Origin of the sequence: Pseudomonas sp. KB-10 (genome assembly GCF_018221585.1) — a bacterium.
Lineage (GTDB): Bacteria > Pseudomonadota > Gammaproteobacteria > Pseudomonadales > Pseudomonadaceae > Aquipseudomonas > Aquipseudomonas yangonensis.
Map to the genome: position 1 here is coordinate 48,616 of NZ_QYYB01000012.1, position 16,763 is coordinate 65,378.

At 60.4% G+C, this 16,763-nt stretch carries 17 protein-coding genes and 1 pseudogene; 10 read left to right on the forward strand and 8 right to left on the reverse strand.

Annotated features, from left to right (window positions below; genetic code table 11):
• The first annotated feature begins 92 nt into the window (after positions 1 to 92).
• Together DXK50_RS23750 and DXK50_RS23755 are read left to right on the forward strand one after the other, a co-directional pair.
• Positions 93 to 1,337 (forward strand): MFS transporter, encoded by a 1,245-nt coding sequence (locus tag DXK50_RS23750; protein ID WP_212631992.1) that lies wholly within the window; start codon positions 93 to 95, stop codon positions 1,335 to 1,337.
• Positions 1,338 to 1,369: 32 nt separating this feature from the next.
• The gene (locus DXK50_RS23755; RefSeq protein WP_212631993.1) at positions 1,370 to 3,901 is read left to right on the forward strand and encodes an excinuclease ABC subunit UvrA; all 2,532 of its coding nucleotides are present in this window, start codon (positions 1,370 to 1,372) and stop codon (positions 3,899 to 3,901) included.
• Between the two features lie 50 nt (positions 3,902 to 3,951).
• On the opposite strand, the gene DXK50_RS23760 is transcribed toward DXK50_RS23755, so the two are convergent.
• Positions 3,952 to 4,599 (reverse strand): alpha-ketoglutarate-dependent dioxygenase AlkB, encoded by a 648-nt coding sequence (locus DXK50_RS23760; protein WP_212631994.1) that lies wholly within the window; start codon positions 4,597 to 4,599, stop codon positions 3,952 to 3,954.
• Between the two features lie 255 nt (positions 4,600 to 4,854).
• On the opposite strand from DXK50_RS23760, the gene DXK50_RS25240 reads away from it, so the two are divergent.
• Positions 4,855 to 4,980, forward strand: coding sequence for a DUF4113 domain-containing protein (locus tag DXK50_RS25240; protein WP_283089329.1), 126 nt, complete (start codon positions 4,855 to 4,857; stop codon positions 4,978 to 4,980).
• 14 nt (positions 4,981 to 4,994) lie between these two features.
• Here the strand turns inward: DXK50_RS25240 and DXK50_RS23770 are convergent, their stop codons facing one another.
• Entirely contained in the window at positions 4,995 to 5,435 is a 441-nt protein-coding gene (locus DXK50_RS23770; RefSeq protein WP_212631995.1) for a hypothetical protein, read from the reverse strand.
• Between the two features lie 131 nt (positions 5,436 to 5,566).
• Between DXK50_RS23770 and DXK50_RS23775 the strand changes: the two genes are divergently transcribed.
• Positions 5,567 to 5,818 (forward strand): helix-turn-helix domain-containing protein, encoded by a 252-nt coding sequence (locus DXK50_RS23775; protein ID WP_461818892.1) that lies wholly within the window; start codon positions 5,567 to 5,569, stop codon positions 5,816 to 5,818.
• Between the two features lie 253 nt (positions 5,819 to 6,071).
• Here DXK50_RS23775 and radC read toward each other — a convergent pair.
• Positions 6,072 to 6,587: pseudogene (gene radC, locus DXK50_RS23780) on the reverse strand (RadC family protein); the annotation flags it as partial.
• 140 nt (positions 6,588 to 6,727) lie between these two features.
• Here radC and coaBC point away from each other — a divergent pair.
• From coaBC to DXK50_RS23805, 5 genes are all read left to right on the forward strand, one after another.
• A complete protein-coding gene (coaBC, locus tag DXK50_RS23785; RefSeq protein ID WP_092378677.1) occupies positions 6,728 to 7,936 on the forward strand; it encodes a bifunctional phosphopantothenoylcysteine decarboxylase/phosphopantothenate--cysteine ligase CoaBC in 1,209 nt (402 codons plus the stop codon).
• A 2-nt stretch (positions 7,937 to 7,938) separates the two neighbouring features.
• A complete protein-coding gene (gene dut, locus DXK50_RS23790; RefSeq protein ID WP_024310042.1) occupies positions 7,939 to 8,394 on the forward strand; it encodes a dUTP diphosphatase in 456 nt (151 codons plus the stop codon).
• Between the two features lie 1,232 nt (positions 8,395 to 9,626).
• Positions 9,627 to 11,021, forward strand: a complete 1,395-nt coding sequence (gene algC / locus DXK50_RS23795; RefSeq protein WP_212632029.1) for a phosphomannomutase/phosphoglucomutase — start codon at positions 9,627 to 9,629, stop codon at positions 11,019 to 11,021.
• Positions 11,022 to 11,045: 24 nt separating this feature from the next.
• Positions 11,046 to 11,951, forward strand: a complete 906-nt coding sequence (gene argB, locus DXK50_RS23800; RefSeq protein ID WP_024310044.1) for an acetylglutamate kinase — start codon at positions 11,046 to 11,048, stop codon at positions 11,949 to 11,951.
• A 312-nt stretch (positions 11,952 to 12,263) separates the two neighbouring features.
• Complete coding sequence (locus DXK50_RS23805; protein ID WP_161867598.1) at positions 12,264 to 12,710, forward strand: acyl-CoA thioesterase; 447 nt, start codon at positions 12,264 to 12,266, stop codon at positions 12,708 to 12,710.
• A gap of 11 nt (positions 12,711 to 12,721) precedes the next feature.
• Here DXK50_RS23805 and DXK50_RS23810 read toward each other — a convergent pair whose 3' ends face one another.
• On the reverse strand, positions 12,722 to 13,324 hold the full coding sequence (locus DXK50_RS23810; RefSeq protein ID WP_092378686.1) for a DUF4124 domain-containing protein: 603 nt from the start codon (positions 13,322 to 13,324) through the stop codon (positions 12,722 to 12,724).
• 20 nt (positions 13,325 to 13,344) lie between these two features.
• Positions 13,345 to 13,986, reverse strand: coding sequence for an orotate phosphoribosyltransferase (pyrE, locus tag DXK50_RS23815; protein WP_212631997.1), 642 nt, complete (start codon positions 13,984 to 13,986; stop codon positions 13,345 to 13,347).
• An 81-nt stretch (positions 13,987 to 14,067) separates the two neighbouring features.
• Here pyrE and DXK50_RS23820 point away from each other — a divergent pair, with 81 nt between their 5' ends.
• A complete protein-coding gene (locus tag DXK50_RS23820) occupies positions 14,068 to 14,847 on the forward strand; it encodes an exodeoxyribonuclease III (RefSeq protein ID WP_092378689.1) in 780 nt (259 codons plus the stop codon).
• A gap of 39 nt (positions 14,848 to 14,886) precedes the next feature.
• Here the strand turns inward: DXK50_RS23820 and DXK50_RS23825 are convergent, their stop codons facing one another.
• The 3 genes from DXK50_RS23825 to rph form a co-directional block, all read right to left on the reverse strand.
• Entirely contained in the window at positions 14,887 to 15,561 is a 675-nt protein-coding gene (locus tag DXK50_RS23825) for a tetratricopeptide repeat protein (protein WP_212631998.1), read from the reverse strand.
• A gap of 69 nt (positions 15,562 to 15,630) precedes the next feature.
• The gene (locus DXK50_RS23830; RefSeq protein WP_212631999.1) at positions 15,631 to 16,002 is read right to left on the reverse strand and encodes a DUF4870 domain-containing protein; all 372 of its coding nucleotides are present in this window, start codon (positions 16,000 to 16,002) and stop codon (positions 15,631 to 15,633) included.
• Between the two features lie 28 nt (positions 16,003 to 16,030).
• Positions 16,031 to 16,750 (reverse strand): ribonuclease PH, encoded by a 720-nt coding sequence (rph, locus tag DXK50_RS23835; RefSeq protein ID WP_161867947.1) that lies wholly within the window; start codon positions 16,748 to 16,750, stop codon positions 16,031 to 16,033.
• Between the last annotated feature and the right edge of the window lie 13 nt (positions 16,751 to 16,763).

The window sequence follows — 16,763 nt, forward strand, 5'->3', positions numbered from 1 at the left end:
ACAACGTGAGGCCTTACCAATGCAGGGCACTTCGTCGGGCCTCTCTTGCCTCGCAGCGAGGCAGATGGAGCGGCTTGGCTGATGGAAATCAAATGCACGATTCAATGAATACTCAACAAGACACCAGCAACTCTGTGCTCGGAACAACACCAGCAAGAGAAAGCGTGGGAGCCAGCCCAGGTCTCACATTATTTTTCATTGCGATGGGGCTCTTCGGCATGTTCACCGTCGAATTCAGCGTCGTGGGCGTCATGCCAATGATCGTCGAGAGGTACGGTGTCTCTATCGCAGAGGCCGGAATGTTGGTATCGATCTTTGCTGCTGTACTGGCTTTGTTCGGTCCCGTGATGGTCCTCTGGCTGTCCAGCTATGAGAGCAAAAAAGTACTCGTTCTCTCGCTGGGGGTGTTTTCGGTTTGCAGCATCCTCTCGGCATGGGCTCCTAACTTCGCGACGCTGATGGCGTTACGGTTACCTTCGGCGCTGATGCTGTCAGCTTTTTTTTCCGTCGCATTCGTAACTGCAGTTTCGCTGTATCCCCCCGAGCAAGCAGCCCGTGCTTCCTCTATGGCGATCATGGGGGAGAGCGCAGGCTTGGTCTTCGGTGCCCCGGTAATTACTTTGATCGCATCGACGATTTCATACGAGGCGAGTTTCTATTTCTGCGCTGCGGTATGCGGTGCTGCCGCGCTCGGCCTGCAGCTGGCAAGACTTCCCGAAGTCCGCAGTCGATCGCCGAGGATCACCAGCAGTTTCAGGATCCTGCGTGATTCTTCGTTTTGGATGGCCATCACGTTCAGTGTTCTGGCGTTCGCTGCCATCTACTCCGTTTACAGCTACACCGTCGAGTACCTTTCCAGTGAAGGGTTTAGAGGTGAGAAAGCAAGCCTTGTCATGGTTCTCTTTGGCATCGGAGGGCTGATCGGTACCTACCTTGCCGGGCGGTTGCTCACCTACAGCGTTCGGATAGCGTTAATGGTGTACCCAGTATTGATGGGGTTGTCCTATCTCCTGTTGAGCTTCACCAATCAGCCATCACTGGGCGTGATGGCGGCGCTGTGCCTTGTATGGGGTGCTGTTCAGATGGGCCTCGTCGTGGCCACCCAGTTTTTGGTAACGACCGCTGGCAAAGAAGCCCCCCAGTTCGCCACCAGTCTATTCGTATCGTCCGCGAATATTGGAATCACCGCAGGCGCTGCGATTGCCGGCTTGTGGATAACCACAGCCGGTGTTGAAGGCGCCTTTTCGGTTGGCTGGGTTTTCTGCGCAGCGGCCCTTATCGCGATTGGAGCAGTGCTGCCAATCCTTAGACGAAATGGTCAGATGAAGAACTGGTAAGCGACCGAGTTTAAAACGCGTTTGGAGATCTTATGAAGTCGTCTAGCAACGAATCTCAGCTTGTTGAAGAGTCGCATGCCATCCACGTTTATGGCGCACAGACCCACAATCTGAAGGACGTCTCTGTGGCAATCCCACGGGATTCGCTGGTGGTTTTCACAGGTGTCTCCGGATCGGGAAAATCCTCTCTCGCGTTTGATACGATCTACGCGGAAGCGCAGCGCAGATACATAGAGTCAGTGGCGCCGCATGCTCGTCGGCTGATTGATCAGGCGAGCACTCCAGAGGTCGGCGACATCACTGGGCTTCCACCCGCGATAGCCTTGCAGCAGAGTCGCGCTGGTGCGCAAGAGCGCTCGACCATCGGCAGCCTGACACGACTGTCGGTCACACTGAGGTTAATGTTCTCGCGTGCAGGGCAACGACCTGAGGGCGCTGCGATGCTGCCGGCAGAGTCGTTCTCCGCGAACAATCCACAGGGTGCCTGCCCAGGCTGCCACGGACTCGGGGTCATTCACGAAGCCTCGGCTGAGGCAATGGTGCCGAACGATGCCCTATCGATTCGGCAGGGCGCCATTGCGTGCTGGCCCAACGGTTGGCAGGCCAAGAATCTGTGCTCGATCCTTTCCACCCTAGGCTACGACGTGGATGCGCCTTGGAAATCATTGCGGAAGAAAGACCGCGACTGGATCCTTTTTACCGACGAGCAGCCATCAGTTCCGATCTATGTGGGACGAGATGGGGCCAAGAGAAAAGCCGCGATCGAAGCCGGTGAGCAGCCCGACTACACCGGGACATACACCGGCGCGAGAAGAAACCTTTTCCAGAGCTACTCCAACGGTAGTGATGCAGCCAAACGTAGGTTGTCTCGGTTCATCACGGTTGTGCGTTGCCCGGAGTGCCAGGGTAAGCGCCTGAGACCAGAAGCACTCGCTGTGAAATTCGCTAACTACGATATCTCTGAGTTCAGCGAGCTAACCATCGATGAGTTACAGGGGGTGCTTTCGCCTTATGCGGATCAGACCGCGCGGGATCTTCCCCAGGAGCCCGCTTTGCGCGAGGCAGTTGTTCGCATGAGCTCAGATCTCTGTGAACGCTCAAAGCAGCTCTCCAACCTCGGTCTCGGGCATTTGTCGCTGGCGCGTAAAACTACGATGCTGTCTTCAGGTGAGCTGCAGCGTGTTCGACTTGCGACGCAACTGATCTCGAAATTATTCGGGGTGCTGTACGTTCTCGACGAGCCATCCGCGGGACTGCATCCCGGAGATGTAGCAAGCCTCATGAAGCCACTGAAAGCGCTGCTGCACGCGGGGAATTCTCTTCTCGTAGTAGAACATAACTTAGAGCTAATCGGTAGCGCGGAATGGGTTGTGGACGTCGGCCCCGGGCCAGGTGTCGAAGGTGGTCATATCGTTTACAGCGGTTTTCCAGACGGGCTTCGGCATGCGGGCAACTCTTCAACTGCGAAATATCTTTTTGAACAGGCAGGACCAGGGCTACGCAGGCGAAGCGAGCCAGAAGAGTGGCTTAGGCTTGAGGCAGTGTCTTGTAACAACGTTCACGGGGTCGATTTCTCCCTGCCCTTGGGCCGTATGACTGTGCTCACAGGTGTCTCGGGGTCCGGAAAGTCCACGCTGCTTACTCAGGTCATACCAAGCTTGCTCGAACGGATCGACAGCACTCGCGTAGTTGACGAGGACCAAGAGGCTCCAGCGTCAGCGCCCGCTGTGGAAGGGGTAGTAGTGGAAGGCGGTGAAAAGGTGAAGCGTCTCGTGCGCATTGACCAGCGCCCTATCGGCCGTACCCCTCGTTCCAACCTGGCCACCTACACTGGTTTCTTCGACACGGTACGGAAGCTATTCGCTGAAACTGACCAGGCTAAACGGCTCGGATTTGATGCCGGCAGGTTCTCGTTCAATCTTCCTTCGGGCCGTTGTGACGTTTGCGAGGGGCAAGGCAGGATTACTATCGAGCTGATGTTCATGCCCAGCGCAACTGCACGCTGTAGTGCTTGCAGAGGAACCCGCTATAACGAACAGACCCTGTCTGTTCAGTGGCAGGGTAGATCCATTGCGGAGATCCTGGATCTCACCGTGAAGGGCGCTTGCGAGGTTTTTGAGGGACATGAAGGCATTCAGCGCTCGCTAACTGCGTTGATGGCGCTTGGACTAGGCTACCTTCGACTGGGGCAACCTGCCACTGAGCTCTCTGGTGGGGAATGTCAGCGGATCAAACTGGCGTACGAGCTACAGAAGCTCCAACGCGCCAAAACGCTTTATTTGATGGATGAGCCAACATCGGGACTCCATCCAGCCGATATGGATCGGCTGATGACTGTATTGGATCAGTTGGTTCAACGCGGGCACACGGTGTTGATGGCTGAGCATGATATGCGTATTGCCGTAGAAGCCGACTGGATCATCGACTTGGGGCCAGGAGCGGGCTTGAATGGTGGAAAGGTCGTTGCAGCCGGCACGCCTGAGACTGTTGCTGCCACGCCGAGTAGCGCTACAGCTCCGTATCTTACCCGCCGTCTCAAAAAGCGAACGGGAGATCCTGGCTGACTTTCAAGAGTGTTACCAATGTAAGCGTATTGGTCCACGGTAAATCGCAATTAGATGCTAGGTCGCGGGTTAGGCTGGCGTTTTATGCGCAACGTGATCGACCAGCGCCGATCCTTGACCGGCGGTACCGAATGCTGCCAATCCCATCGAGCTGGACCTTCCATCTTGTAAATCGATCTAGGGATCACTTCTAGCTTCACAGCATGGCGATTCGTCAGTTGGCTCGGTGGATAGGGCCGAAAACCGATGACGGCGGAGCTCCCAAGGGAAATTCCCACGACTTCCTCGTAATAGGGGACGTCGCGGTGCCAGCCCAGCTGCGTACCCGGCTCGTACTCCGTCACGAGCAGGTGCTCAATTTTCTGCTCCTCGACATTGAGCCAATCTGCGACACGCTTGCGAATGGGATAAAACCGAGGATCCAGTTCTACGCTTGGCTTAACCGTATTAGTACTGAAATCGTAGAGCCCACCATAGCTAATGATCTTGCACCGGGACTCGAATTCTTTGTACTGGACAGGGTGCAGATCAAGCGTACGAATGATGCGAAGCAGCTCTTGCTCCTCATCTTCTGTTAAGAAGCCAGGCTCATAGCTGAGGCCGGGGATTGCTTGGCCTTCGTCATGACCGAATAGATCTATCTGCATCAGTGCCCCTAGTGCATTCCCCAACTGGGATGCTTGATTGATGCTTTTCATTATATCGACAGCCATAAATGGATAGCCTCATACAACCGCATTGATCGTAACGAGGCTCATTGATCGCCAGCTTTTGGCCGGTAGCAGTCATCAGCGAGAGGCCATTTGGAACTGCAAGTCAGTGACTGGATATCTCCGGGCGTAGGCGAAGCGGACTGTCGGAGGATGCGAATAGGTGTCGACGGGCGCGAATGGCTGTCGGTTTTGAAGAACCGTGTTGTGTCGGTTTTGCATGCGAATCAGTGTCGGTTAGGCATGCGAATTGATGTCGGAACCAATGCGAATACTCAGCCTGCAAAGCCAGCATGGGAGATGCGTCGGGATATGCTGAGCCAGAGAAACACGACTCGCTGGGATGATGCGATCGGAGTGTGTGGGTAGCATGTTCATACAGACTACTTCCGGCCGGTTCCGCCGACTTTGGAACAGAAAATTGACCGCCAGCTCTGCCAAGGGAGCGCTTTCGTTGCCTCATGATCGAAGTAAGTGGCCCCAGAATAGAGTAGATAGGCGTAGCTGGTTCCGCGGGCCAACTCTATTCCTTTGATTTCCCTTAGTTTCTCCATCTGCCACTCGCCCGTCCCGTTCATTCGCCCAGGGCTTACCAGCTGCACAGACTGAATTTCCCACCCCTGCGACTCGGCTGCTGCTAGATCCAGCAGATCATGCACGGTGTAAACGAGCAGCGTCGTAGGACGAGTGCGGTCGTCATCGACATCAAGTGCAGTTACATGAAAGTAGGGGAAAGAAGCCAGGTACTCGACGTATCGCCATGTATGCACGCCCTTCAGGAGCGCTCCAACAGGGATCTCTGCGTGATCAAGCGTGAGGAACATTATCGCACCCCTTAAAAATGCACATTATTACTTGTAGCATTATAGTGTGCGCAATTGCTTTATCGTTCCTTTTGCCGGTACCGCAAATGGAACTGAATAAGGCCTTCGGGCAAGCCCTCAAACGATCAAGAATGACAGCAGGACTAACCCAGGAAGATTTCTCCACTGTCAGTAGCCGAACATACCTAAGCGCTCTTGAGCGAGGCCTCCAATCACCGACACTTGAAAAGCTTGCAGCTATCTGTGAACTGCTTGGAGCTCACCCCGTTACGCTCGTAGCGGCTACGTACTTGGCAAAGGAGGACATGAGCGTGGAAGAGCTCCTGCGTACCTTGACAGAAGAGTTGGGTACGATGGGGTTTCTTCCTCCAGAGCCACGCTAATGGGCTGGCAAGAACACCTCTTACAGTTGCGATCTCGCTCCTCATTGGAGCCCCAGACGTGAGCTGTAACACTCGGATAGTCGCTCGCTAAGCTGAACGCAAATACTCGCGTTCTAAGGGCGATCACGTAACCTTATCCTGTCAACAGTGACACCTGATTCTTCTGAGAAAATTTACCTATAATCAAGGCAGATCAAGCCTTCCACACATCCAATTGCTGCCAGACAACAAAAACACTTGCGATAAGATATGGGGTGAGGATGACGGCGGCGGCATTGTTGGCCAGCGAGCGTTTGACCACCTGCCTGGGATAAACGCTGGCGCTGTCGATGCTGCCGCGAAACAGCACCTCGAAGGCCAGCACGCGGTGCTTGGCATCGAGGAACAGGCAGCCGAATACCTCATGCGGTTCGTGGCGCAGTTGCGCCTTGAGGTAGTCGCGCACCGCCTGCGGGCTTTCCAGCGCCGAGTCGCGGCGCAGGCGCTCGGCCAGATGCCGCCGCGACATTTCCAGCACGGCCTGCAACTGCGCGTACTTGGCCGGACCGAGTCCGAGGTGCTGGCTGAAGCCAGCCAGATCGGCTTCCAGCAGGGCTCTCAGGCTGCCGAATTCGCTGAGCAGATAGCGCGCCAGGTCCACCGCACTCTTGCCGGTCACCCCGGTGCGCAGAAAGATCGCCAGCAGCTCGGCGTCGGTCAGCGAGGCCGCGCCCTGCTCCAGCAGTTTTTCCCGCGGACGCTCTGCCGCGGGCCAGTCACGAATGCTCATCGGCACCTCCATGTTGAGCCAGGCGCCCACTGCTTCCGTTATAGGCGCTGTGCTATCGTAGCCCATCTTTTTACACGGGGCCGGCCTGGGGAGGCGTTGGTCACGTGGCGCACATCCACCGGTTTATAAAAGGCAAGCCTATGCAGCGGCTGTATCGCAAACGCATCATCGTCGGCGTGGGGGGCGGTATTGCTGCCTACAAGAGCGCCGAACTGGTTCGCCGGCTGAAGGATCAGGGCGCCGAAGTCCGCGTGGTCATGACCCAGGGCGGCCGCGAGTTCATTACCCCGCTGACCCTGCAGGCGCTGTCCGGCCACCCGGTTCATCTCGATCTGCTCGACCCGGCCGCCGAAGCGGCGATGGGCCATATCGAACTGGCACGCTGGGCCGACCTGATCCTCATCGCCCCGGCCACCGCCGACCTGATCGCGCGCCTGGCCCAGGGCGTGGCCAACGACCTGCTGACCACCCTGGTACTGGCCACCGATGCGCCGATCGCCCTGGCCCCGGCGATGAATCAGGCCATGTGGCGCGACGATGCCACCCAGGCCAACCTCGAGCTGTTGCAGCAGCGCGGCATGCGCCTGTTCGGCCCTGCCTCCGGCAGCCAGGCCTGCGGCGACGTCGGCCTCGGCCGCATGCTCGAACCCAATGACCTGGCCAACCTGGCCGCCGACTGCTTCCAGCGTCAGGCGCTCGAAGGCCTGCACGTTCTGATCACCGCCGGCCCGACCCAGGAAAACATCGACCCGGTGCGCTACATCACCAACCACAGCTCCGGCAAGATGGGCTTCGCCCTGGCCGAAGCCGCTGCCGAGGCCGGAGCCAAGGTCACCCTGGTCAGCGGGCCGGTGCACTTGCCGACGCCGGATCGGGTCAGCCGCATCGACGTGGTCAGCGCTCGCGACATGCTCGCGGCCTGCGAAGCGGCGATGCCCTGCGACGTGCTGATCGCCGCTGCCGCAGTGGCCGACTACCGCCCGGAAGTGGTCGCACAGCACAAATTGAAGAAAGACCCCAGCAGCGGCGAAGGGATGCTCCTGCAAATGGTGCGCAACCCCGATATCCTCGCCACCATCGCCGGCCGCGACGACCGGCCCTTCAGCGTGGGCTTCGCCGCCGAAACCGAGAACCTGCTCGAATACGCCTCGCGCAAGCTGCGCGACAAGAATCTCGACCTGATCGTCGCCAATGATGTGGCCAACCCCAGCATCGGCTTCAATAGTGAAGAGAACGCCATCACCGTGATCGACCGAGGGCTGCAGCAAATCAGCTTTGCCCAGACCAGCAAGGGCAAGATCGCCCGCCAGTTGATCACCCTTATCGCCGAACGACTGAACAAGAACTGACCATGCACGCTCTGCAAGCCAAGATCCTCGATCCCCGCCTCGGCCAGGAATTCCCGCTGCCGCAATACGCCACGCCCGGTTCCGCCGGCCTCGACCTGCGCGCCATGCTCAAGGAGGACATCGTCCTCGAACCGGGGCAGACCGTACTGATCCCCACCGGTCTGTCGATCTACATCGGCGATCCGGGTCTGGCCGCGATGATCCTGCCGCGCTCGGGCCTCGGCCACAAACACGGCATCGTGCTCGGCAACCTGGTCGGCCTGATCGACTCCGACTACCAGGGCGAGCTGATGGTGTCGTGCTGGAACCGCGGCCAGACGCCTTTCACCATCGCCATCGGCGAGCGTATCGCGCAGCTGGTGCTGGTGCCGGTGGTTCAGGCGCATTTCGAGCTGGTCGAGCAGTTCGACGAGACCCAACGTGGCGCTGGCGGCTTCGGCCACTCCGGTAGTCACTGACCCATATCCCACAGGACGACCCGCCGAGGAGCGCCTACGTGAAACTCTTCAAGCGTACTGCCAAGGAAGTCGATAGCGCCGCCAGCCTGGTACCGGACCAGCCCAAGCGCAAGGCCGCCGGTCCCTCGCTGGGCACGCTGCTGCCAGGCCTGCTGGCCGCCCTGATCGGCATTGGTGCAGGCGGAGCATTGCTCTGGTTCGCCGAAGGCAGCAGCCGCCAGGCGCGCCAGACCGAGCTGACCCAGGCCCTCGGCGGCAGCCAGGCGGCCGCCGTGCAACAGGCGCTGAAGCAGATGCAGGCCGACAGCCTCGCTGCCGCGCGCAACCCTGAGCTGCTGCAAGCACTGCAGAGCGGCGACAATCTTCAGGTCAACCAGGCCGAGCGGCGCCTGAGCTACTGGGACGGTGTGATCGACGCCCATCTCAACCGCCGCGGCGAAGCCGTACAGAACACCAGCCGCAGCGCACCGATGAACTTCGCCGGTCTGGACCTGCTGCGCCGCGCCGAAAGCGGCCAGCAGCCTGCCGTCGAAGCCTACCGGGTCGGCCAGCGCTGGCTGGCCTACAGCGCCGTGGTGCTGCGCGTCGGCGAGAACCAGCCGGCCCAGGGCACCTTGCTGCTGGCCTTCGACCTGCAACGCCTGCTCGCCGCCCTGCCAGCGCTGCCTGCCGAATATGGCCAGGTGCAGCTGATCCAGCAGTTCGCCAACACCCCGGAGCAGGTGCTGCTGCAACGCGGCCAGGCGGGCGAGGGCGCGGCGCAGAACTTCGCCACCGGCAATCCGTACTGGAAGATCAGCTTTACCCCCGGTCCGGCCTTGGCACAGGGCAGCGTCCCTGCGTCCATGCTCGGCCTGGCGCTCCTGCTGGCATTGGGCGGCGCCCTGATCGGTCTGATTCTGGTGCAGGGCGCCCTGCAGCGACGCGTCAATGGCGATGCACAGCAGCTCGGACAAATGCTGAAAGAACTCTCTGCCGGCAAGACCGTCAAAGCCTTCAGCCTCAGCGTACCGGCACTCGATACGCTGGCCCAGAGTCTGGCGCGCCTGCCGCGTCGCAGTAGCCCTGAAGGCAGCAATACCGCCGTTAGAGAAACAGCCGCGGCCCCCGCCGTTCAGCCGGTCAGCAAACCTGCCGAGCTGGTCGACCCGCTGTTTCAGGACACCGATATCCTTGATATCGACATTCTCGATGAAGACCAGGATCTCCTGGGACTGGAGCAGAGCCCCGCAATGAGCACTAGCCAAAGCGCCCCGAAACTCCCCGCCGACATCTTCCGCGCCTACGACATTCGTGGCGTGGTAGGTGACACCCTGACCGCCGAATACGCCTACTGGATCGGTCGCGCCATCGGCTCGCAGAGCCTGGCCCAGGGCGAGCCCAAGGTCGTCGTCGGCCGTGATGGCCGCCTGTCAGGCCCCGAACTGCTGCAGCAACTGGTACAGGGCCTGCTCGACTGCGGCTGCGAAGTCACCGACATCGGCATGGTGCCGACACCGGTGGTGTACTTTGCCGCCAACGTGCTGGAAGGCCGTTCGGCCGTGATGCTGACCGGCAGCCACAACCCGCCGGACTACAACGGCTTCAAGATCATCATCGCTGGCGACACCCTGGCCAACGAGCAGATCCAGGCACTGAAGACCCGCCTGGACAACAACGAGCTGGCCACGGGCGTCGGCAGCGTGCAGCAGGTCGACGTGCTGCCGCGCTACTTCAAGACCATCCGTGACGACATCGCCCTGGCCAAGCCGCTCAAGGTGGTGGTCGACTGCGGCAACGGCGCTGCTGGCGTGATCGCCCCGCAACTGATCGAAGCCCTCGGCTGCAGCGTGATCCCGCTGTTCTGCGAAGTGGATGGCACCTTCCCCAATCACCACCCGGACCCGGGCAAGCCGGAGAACCTGGTCGATCTGATCGCCCGTGTGAAATCCGAGAACGCCGACCTCGGCCTGGCCTTCGATGGCGACGGCGACCGCGTCGGCGTAGTGACCAACACCGGCACCATCGTCTACCCGGACCGCCTGCTGATGCTGTTCGCCAAGGACGTGGTCTCGCGCAACCCCGGTGCCGACATCATCTTCGACGTCAAATGCACCCGTCGCCTGACCCCCCTGATCAGCGGCTACGGTGGCCGTCCGGTGATGTGGAAGACCGGCCATTCGCTAATCAAGAAGAAGATGAAGGAAACCGGCGCCCTGCTGGCAGGCGAGATGAGCGGTCACATCTTCTTCAAGGAACGCTGGTACGGTTTCGACGACGGCATCTATAGCGCCGCGCGCCTGCTGGAAATCCTCAGCCTCGAGAAACGCAACGCCGAACAGGTGTTCAGCGCCTTCCCCAGCGATATTTCCACGCCGGAGATCAACATCAAGGTCACCGAGCAGACCAAGTTCGGCATGATCGAACGTCTGCAGCGTGAAGGTCAGTGGGGCGAGGCGAACATCACCAGCATCGACGGTGTACGCGTCGACTATCCCAAGGGCTGGGGCCTGATTCGCGCGTCCAACACCACGCCGGTGCTGGTGCTGCGCTTCGAGGCCGACACCCAGGAAGAGCTGGAGCGCATCCAGGATGTCTTCCGCGCCCAACTGCTCAAGGTCGCCCCCGACCTGCAACTACCATTCTGATCGATTGTTCCAGGAGCCCCCTGCATGACCCTCGAGCGTGACGCCGCCGCCCAGGTTGCCAAGGTACTGTCCGAAGCCCTGCCCTATATCCGCCGCTTCGTCGGCAAGACCCTGGTGATCAAGTACGGCGGCAACGCCATGGAAAGCGAGGAACTCAAGCAGGGCTTCGCCCGCGACATCGTGCTGATGAAGGCGGTCGGCATCAACCCGGTGGTGGTACACGGCGGCGGCCCGCAGATCGGCGATCTGCTCAAGCGGCTGTCCATCGAAAGCCACTTCATCGATGGCATGCGTGTCACCGACACTGCCACCATGGACGTGGTGGAAATGGTGCTCGGCGGCCAGGTCAACAAGAGCATCGTCAACCTGATCAACCAGCATGGCGGCAGCGCCATCGGCCTGACCGGCAAGGATGCCGGCCTGATCCGCGCGAAGAAGCTCAAGGTCACCCGTCAGACGCCGGAAATGACTCAGCCCGAGATCATCGACATCGGTCATGTCGGCGAGGTCACCGGGGTCAATACCGAGCTGCTGAACATGCTGGTCAAGGGCAACTTCATCCCGGTCATCGCGCCGATCGGCGTCGGCCAGGACGGCGAGTCCTACAACATCAACGCCGACCTGGTGGCCGGCAAGGTTGCCGAGGCGCTGAAGGCCGAGAAGCTGATGCTGCTGACCAACATCGCCGGCCTGATGAACAAGCAGGGTGAAGTGCTCACCGGCCTGACGACCGAGCAGGTCGATGGCCTGATCGCTGACGGCACCATTTACGGCGGCATGCTGCCGAAGATCAAGTGCGCCCTGGAAGCCGTGCAGGGCGGCGTCACCGCCGCGCACATCGTCGACGGCCGTGTGCCCAACGCAGTGCTGCTGGAAATCTTCACCGACACCGGCGTCGGCACCCTGATTACCAACCGCAAACGCCCCTGAACAGCGGCCGCAACGCGGCCTTCTGATGACCCTCTCCCGCTTGCGGGGCGAAGAGGCGCGCCTTTGGAAGCACTGCTTCCTGCACCGATGAGCGCCTGATCGCTAGCGATCAGGCCGGGGCGCGGAGCGGGGTGCCCGGTGGGCACCACGAATCCCCCACGCATGTACGCATGGCGACCCGAGCGGTGCGCATAGCGTACCCTACCCAAACCATCGAGCAGCCTTATCGCAGCCCATCCGCACGCCAACTCGAACTTGCGGCAATCCCCCTCTACAAGCACGCTCACCAGGCACCCCTGATAAGGAACACCCATGAGCAGTCAGCCCGAAGCCAGCCAGTTCACCTTCTTCCATCCGTTGCGCGTGCGCTGGGCCGAGGTCGACCCGCAAAGCATCGTCTTCAACGGCCACTACCTGACCTACGCCGATGTTGCCATCACCGAGTACTTTCGCGCCCTCGGCGTCGCCTACCCCGGTGACCTGGCCCAGGACGGCGGCGATTTCTTCGCCATCCGCACCTTGCTCGAATACCACGCCCCGGCACGCTTCGACGATGAGCTACAGATCGGCATCCGCAGTGCACGCCTGGGTCGCTCCAGCCTGACGTTCGCCCTTGGCATCTGGCGTGACGGCGAGCTACTGACCAGCGGCGAAATCGTCTACGTGCACGCCGACAGCGCGACACGCAGCAGTGCGCCGCTGCCGCAGTGGCTCAGAGAAAAGATCGGGAGTTTCGAGAAGACTCAGCCGCAGAGCTGAATTACCGAGCCTTAAGGCTTTTTCTGCGGCTCGCCAAACAGCTCGGCCAGACGTGCGCGATCAGCGGCGAAACCCGCTTCGGCCTGGGTGCGCGTCTCCTTGTAGCGGGCGATGTCGCGCTGCAGACGCTGCTGTTCTTCCTTGAGGTTATTGATCTGCACCAGCAAATGCTCAGGCACCGGGCGCCCGGCACGTTCGTGATCGGCGGCCTGGCTCTGCAGGTTGGCCTGCTGAGTGCGCACCGACTGCAGATTGCCGCGAGCCACGCTGGTGACGCTGTCGAGCTCGGCCAGCTTGCGTTCGCGGGCGCGGTCGACGTCATCGAGATTGGTATACAGGCGCAGCAGCTGAGCATCGCTGCTGGCGCGCGCCTTGTCCGCCTGCATGCGGGCAAACTCCTCCGGCGTCGGCGCCGGCGGAATCACACGCACGACGCGGCCCTGGTCATTGAGCACTTCATAACCCTTGCCGATGAACTCCGGTGGCACACCCTGGCGGCTGAGCACCGTCACGCCCTTGTCGTCGACATAGCGATACAGCTCGGCGGCCACTCCGGACAACGGCAGCAGCAGACTACAGAGCAGCGTACAGCGGGTCAGGAGCGGTGCAGGCATAGGACGACCTTGTGCTAGGGCTAGATTCCGTATTCGGTGCGATAGGCTTCGACAGCCGGCAGATATTGCTTCAGTTCAGCATCACCTGCCAGATATTCCAGTACCTGCTGCAGTGACACGATGCTCACTACCGGCATGCCGAAGTCGCGCTCGACTTCCTGGATGGCGGAAAGCTCGCCCTGGCCGCGCTCCTGACGGTTCAACGCGATGAGGGTGCCGGCGGCCTGCGCGCCCTGGCCCTGGATGATCTGCATCACTTCGCGAATGGCGGTGCCGGCGGTGATCACGTCGTCGACGATCAGCACACGGCCCTTGAGCGGCGCACCGACCAGAGTGCCGCCCTCGCCGTGATCCTTGGCTTCCTTGCGGTTGAAGCACCAGGGCAGATCGCGCTGATGATGCTCGGCCAGCGCCACGGCAGTGGTCGCCGCCAGCGGAATACCCTTGTAGGCCGGCCCGAACAGCACGTCGAAGTCGATACCGCTGTCGACGATCGCAGCCGCGTAAAAACGCCCCAGCTGAGCCAGCGCCAGACCGCTGTCGAACAGGCCGGCATTGAAGAAATAAGGGCTGGTACGCCCGGACTTGAGGGTGAACTGGCCGAAACGCAGAACCCCGCGTTCGATGGCGAAGCGAATGAAATCGCGCTGGTACGCTTGCATGAAAAAGTCCCGGACGGCACGGATTTAGCTAATTGAGGTGAGCTCGGGTATCATACACGCACGTGTTTTTGGGGGCCATTTATGCGGATCATCAGTGTGAACGTGAATGGTATTCAGGCTGCGGCCGAGCGAGGTTTGCTCAGCTGGCTGCAAGCCCAGAATGCCGACGTGATCTGCCTGCAAGACACCCGTGCCTCCGCCTTTGAAATGGACGACCAAGCCTTCCAGCTGGATGGTTATTTCCTCTATGCATGCGACGGTGAAGTGCCCAGCCAAGGTGGCGTGGCGCTCTACTCGCGATTGCAACCCAAGGCGGTGATCAGCGGCCTCGGCTTCGAGATGGCCGATCGCTACGGGCGCTACCTGCAGGCAGATTTCGACAAGGTAAGTATCGCCACTCTGCTGCTGCCGAGCGGGCGTGACGGCGACGAGAGCTTGAATCAGAAATTCAAGTTCATGGACGACTTCACCCATTATCTGGACAAGCAACGGCGCAAGCGCCGCGAGTACATCTACTGTGGCTCGCTGCACGTGGCGCATCAGAAACTGGACGTGAAGAACTGGCGCGACTGCCAGCAATCACCGGGCTTCCTGGCACCCGAGCGTGCCTGGATGGATGAGGTGATCGGCAACATGGGCTATGTCGATGCCCTGCGCGAAGTCAGCCGCGAAGGTGACCAGTTCAGCTGGTGGCCGGATAACGAGCAGGCGGAAATGCTCAACCTGGGTTACCGCTTCGACTACCAGCTGCTCACACCGGGCATGCGTCGCAGCGTGCGAAGCGCGCGCCTGCCACGCCAGCCGCGCTTCTCCCAGCATGCGCCGCTGATCGTCGATTACGACTGGATTCTCAGCGTCTGATCGACAGGTACGAAAAAGCCGGCATACGCCGGCTTTTTTTCACTCGTGATTCTGCTTCAAACCACTCTCAGCCTGCACCAACAGATTGCGTATGTACGCATCATCGGCATAGCGCTGACTCAGATCGAGCAGATGGACATGAGCCTGCTCATAGTCCTCTAGCACCAGGTAGTTACGCACCAGTGCGATCTGGGTAATACGACCCGGCTCGATCTCGAAAGCAGCCTGGTTATAGGCAAGCGCCTTGCGATGATCGGAGTACTGCTCGCCGTTATCGCCCAGATAGAGTAGGCCCAGCACGTTATTGGCTGCCAGACCGCGGGGCTCCAGCGCATGTGCCTGCTCGAGCTTGGTGGCGGCTTCCGGCACCCTGCCCTGCATCAGATCGGCGTCAGCCATATTCACCAGGTAATCGTAGGAACCCTGTGGATAGTAGGCTGCAGCCTTGGCCGCGTATTCGCCTGAGCGCGGAAAGTCATTCAGCTCGTAATAGCCCAGCGAGATGAAGCGAAGCGCATGGGCCTTCTCCGCATTCGTTGCAGCCGAGCTATAGACCACCTCTTCGAACTTGGCAATCGCCTGCCGCGACTGTCCCGCGTCATGCAGTTGCGCAGCCTCGATCCTCAAGGCCTGCAGTTTCGCCTGCTCGGCCAGCGTCCGAGCGGCGTCACCGCACCCGACCAGCGCTGCCAGAAAACACGCCAGCACCAACATTCGCCCATTCATCAAACCTGTCCTTCCCTGACACGGAAGAAGTCGCCCTTCCGATCACTTCCTATGCAATTACTTGATTAACCGCCAACTGAAGGGGTAACGATAAGTCTGCCCTTCGTTGGCCTTGATCCCGGCGATGATGGTCAGCACCAGCGCCGCCAGGCCCAGCAGCATGAGCAGCGGGAAGCCGATCACCACCACCATGAGGATGAAGCAGACCACCGCAGCCAGCGCCACGCTGATCTGGAAGTTCAACGCTTCCTTGCCCTGGGCGTCGACGAAGGGGTCGAAGTCCTTCTTGATCTGCCAGACGATCAGCGGGCCGAGCAGATTACCGAAGGGGAACACCAGGCCGAGAAATGCGGCGAAGTGGCAGAACATGGCCCACTGGCGCGCTTCCTGGCTGGGCGTCGGAAGCGGGTTTTGCATATCGTCGTTCATCCTGGTGCTCCTTGCTCGGTTACGGGTTTCAGTCGACCAGAGCGGCCTTCTGCAGTTCAAAGATCTCGTCCATGCCTTTCTGCGCCAGGGCCAGCATGGCGTTGAACTCATCGGGTTGGAACGGCGCACCCTCGGCCGTGCCCTGCACTTCGATGAAGCCACCGGCGTTGGTCATCACGACGTTGAGATCGGTCTCGGCGGCGGAATCTTCCAGGTAGTCCAGATCCAGCACCGGCTCGCCCTGATAGATGCCGACCGATACGGCAGCGATCATCTGCTTGAGCGGCTCACCCTTGAGCGAACCACGCTTCTTCAGCACCTTCAGCGCGTCGATCAGCGCCACCATGGCGCCAGTGATGGAGGCGGTACGGGTACCGCCGTCAGCCTGGATCACGTCGCAATCGACGTACAGGGTGTTCTCGCCCAGCTTGCTCATGTCAAGCGCAGCGCGCAGCGAGCGACCGATCAGGCGCTGGATTTCCAGAGTGCGGCCACCCTGCTTGCCGCGACTGGCCTCACGCTGGTTACGCTCGCCGGTGGCGCGCGGCAGCATGCCGTATTCGGCAGTCAGCCAACCCTGGCCCTGGCCCTTGAGAAAACGCGGCACGCCGGATTCGACGCTGACAGTGCAGATCACCTTGGTATCGCCGAACTCGACCAGTACCGAACCCTCGGCATGCTTGGTGTAGTTGCGGGTGATGCGAATCGAGCGCAACTGATCGGCGGCGCGGCCACTGGGACGTTTCATCGAGCGATACCTA

What these genes read in the sequence shown, in the direction of transcription:
- pyrE (WP_212631997.1), bottom strand. Translation starts at nt 13,986, where the DNA reads ATGCAAGCGTACCAGCGCGATTTCATTCGCTTCGCCATCGAACGCGGG.
- DXK50_RS23825 (WP_212631998.1), bottom strand. Translation starts at nt 15,561, where the DNA reads ATGTTGGTGCTGGCGTGTTTTCTGGCAGCGCTGGTCGGGTGCGGTGAC.
- dut (WP_024310042.1), top strand. Translation starts at nt 7,939, where the DNA reads ATGCACGCTCTGCAAGCCAAGATCCTCGATCCCCGCCTCGGCCAGGAA.
- DXK50_RS23820 (WP_092378689.1), top strand. Translation starts at nt 14,068, where the DNA reads ATGCGGATCATCAGTGTGAACGTGAATGGTATTCAGGCTGCGGCCGAG.
- argB (WP_024310044.1), top strand. Translation starts at nt 11,046, where the DNA reads ATGACCCTCGAGCGTGACGCCGCCGCCCAGGTTGCCAAGGTACTGTCC.
- DXK50_RS23775 (WP_461818892.1), top strand. Translation starts at nt 5,567, where the DNA reads ATGACAGCAGGACTAACCCAGGAAGATTTCTCCACTGTCAGTAGCCGA.
- DXK50_RS25240 (WP_283089329.1), top strand. Translation starts at nt 4,855, where the DNA reads ATGCGAATTGATGTCGGAACCAATGCGAATACTCAGCCTGCAAAGCCA.
- coaBC (WP_092378677.1), top strand. Translation starts at nt 6,728, where the DNA reads ATGCAGCGGCTGTATCGCAAACGCATCATCGTCGGCGTGGGGGGCGGT.
- DXK50_RS23805 (WP_161867598.1), top strand. Translation starts at nt 12,264, where the DNA reads ATGAGCAGTCAGCCCGAAGCCAGCCAGTTCACCTTCTTCCATCCGTTG.
- rph (WP_161867947.1), bottom strand. Translation starts at nt 16,750, where the DNA reads ATGAAACGTCCCAGTGGCCGCGCCGCCGATCAGTTGCGCTCGATTCGC.
- DXK50_RS23760 (WP_212631994.1), bottom strand. Translation starts at nt 4,599, where the DNA reads ATGAAAAGCATCAATCAAGCATCCCAGTTGGGGAATGCACTAGGGGCA.
- DXK50_RS23770 (WP_212631995.1), bottom strand. Translation starts at nt 5,435, where the DNA reads ATGTTCCTCACGCTTGATCACGCAGAGATCCCTGTTGGAGCGCTCCTG.
- DXK50_RS23810 (WP_092378686.1), bottom strand. Translation starts at nt 13,324, where the DNA reads ATGCCTGCACCGCTCCTGACCCGCTGTACGCTGCTCTGTAGTCTGCTG.
- DXK50_RS23755 (WP_212631993.1), top strand. Translation starts at nt 1,370, where the DNA reads ATGAAGTCGTCTAGCAACGAATCTCAGCTTGTTGAAGAGTCGCATGCC.
- algC (WP_212632029.1), top strand. Translation starts at nt 9,627, where the DNA reads ATGAGCACTAGCCAAAGCGCCCCGAAACTCCCCGCCGACATCTTCCGC.
- DXK50_RS23750 (WP_212631992.1), top strand. Translation starts at nt 93, where the DNA reads ATGCACGATTCAATGAATACTCAACAAGACACCAGCAACTCTGTGCTC.
- DXK50_RS23830 (WP_212631999.1), bottom strand. Translation starts at nt 16,002, where the DNA reads ATGAACGACGATATGCAAAACCCGCTTCCGACGCCCAGCCAGGAAGCG.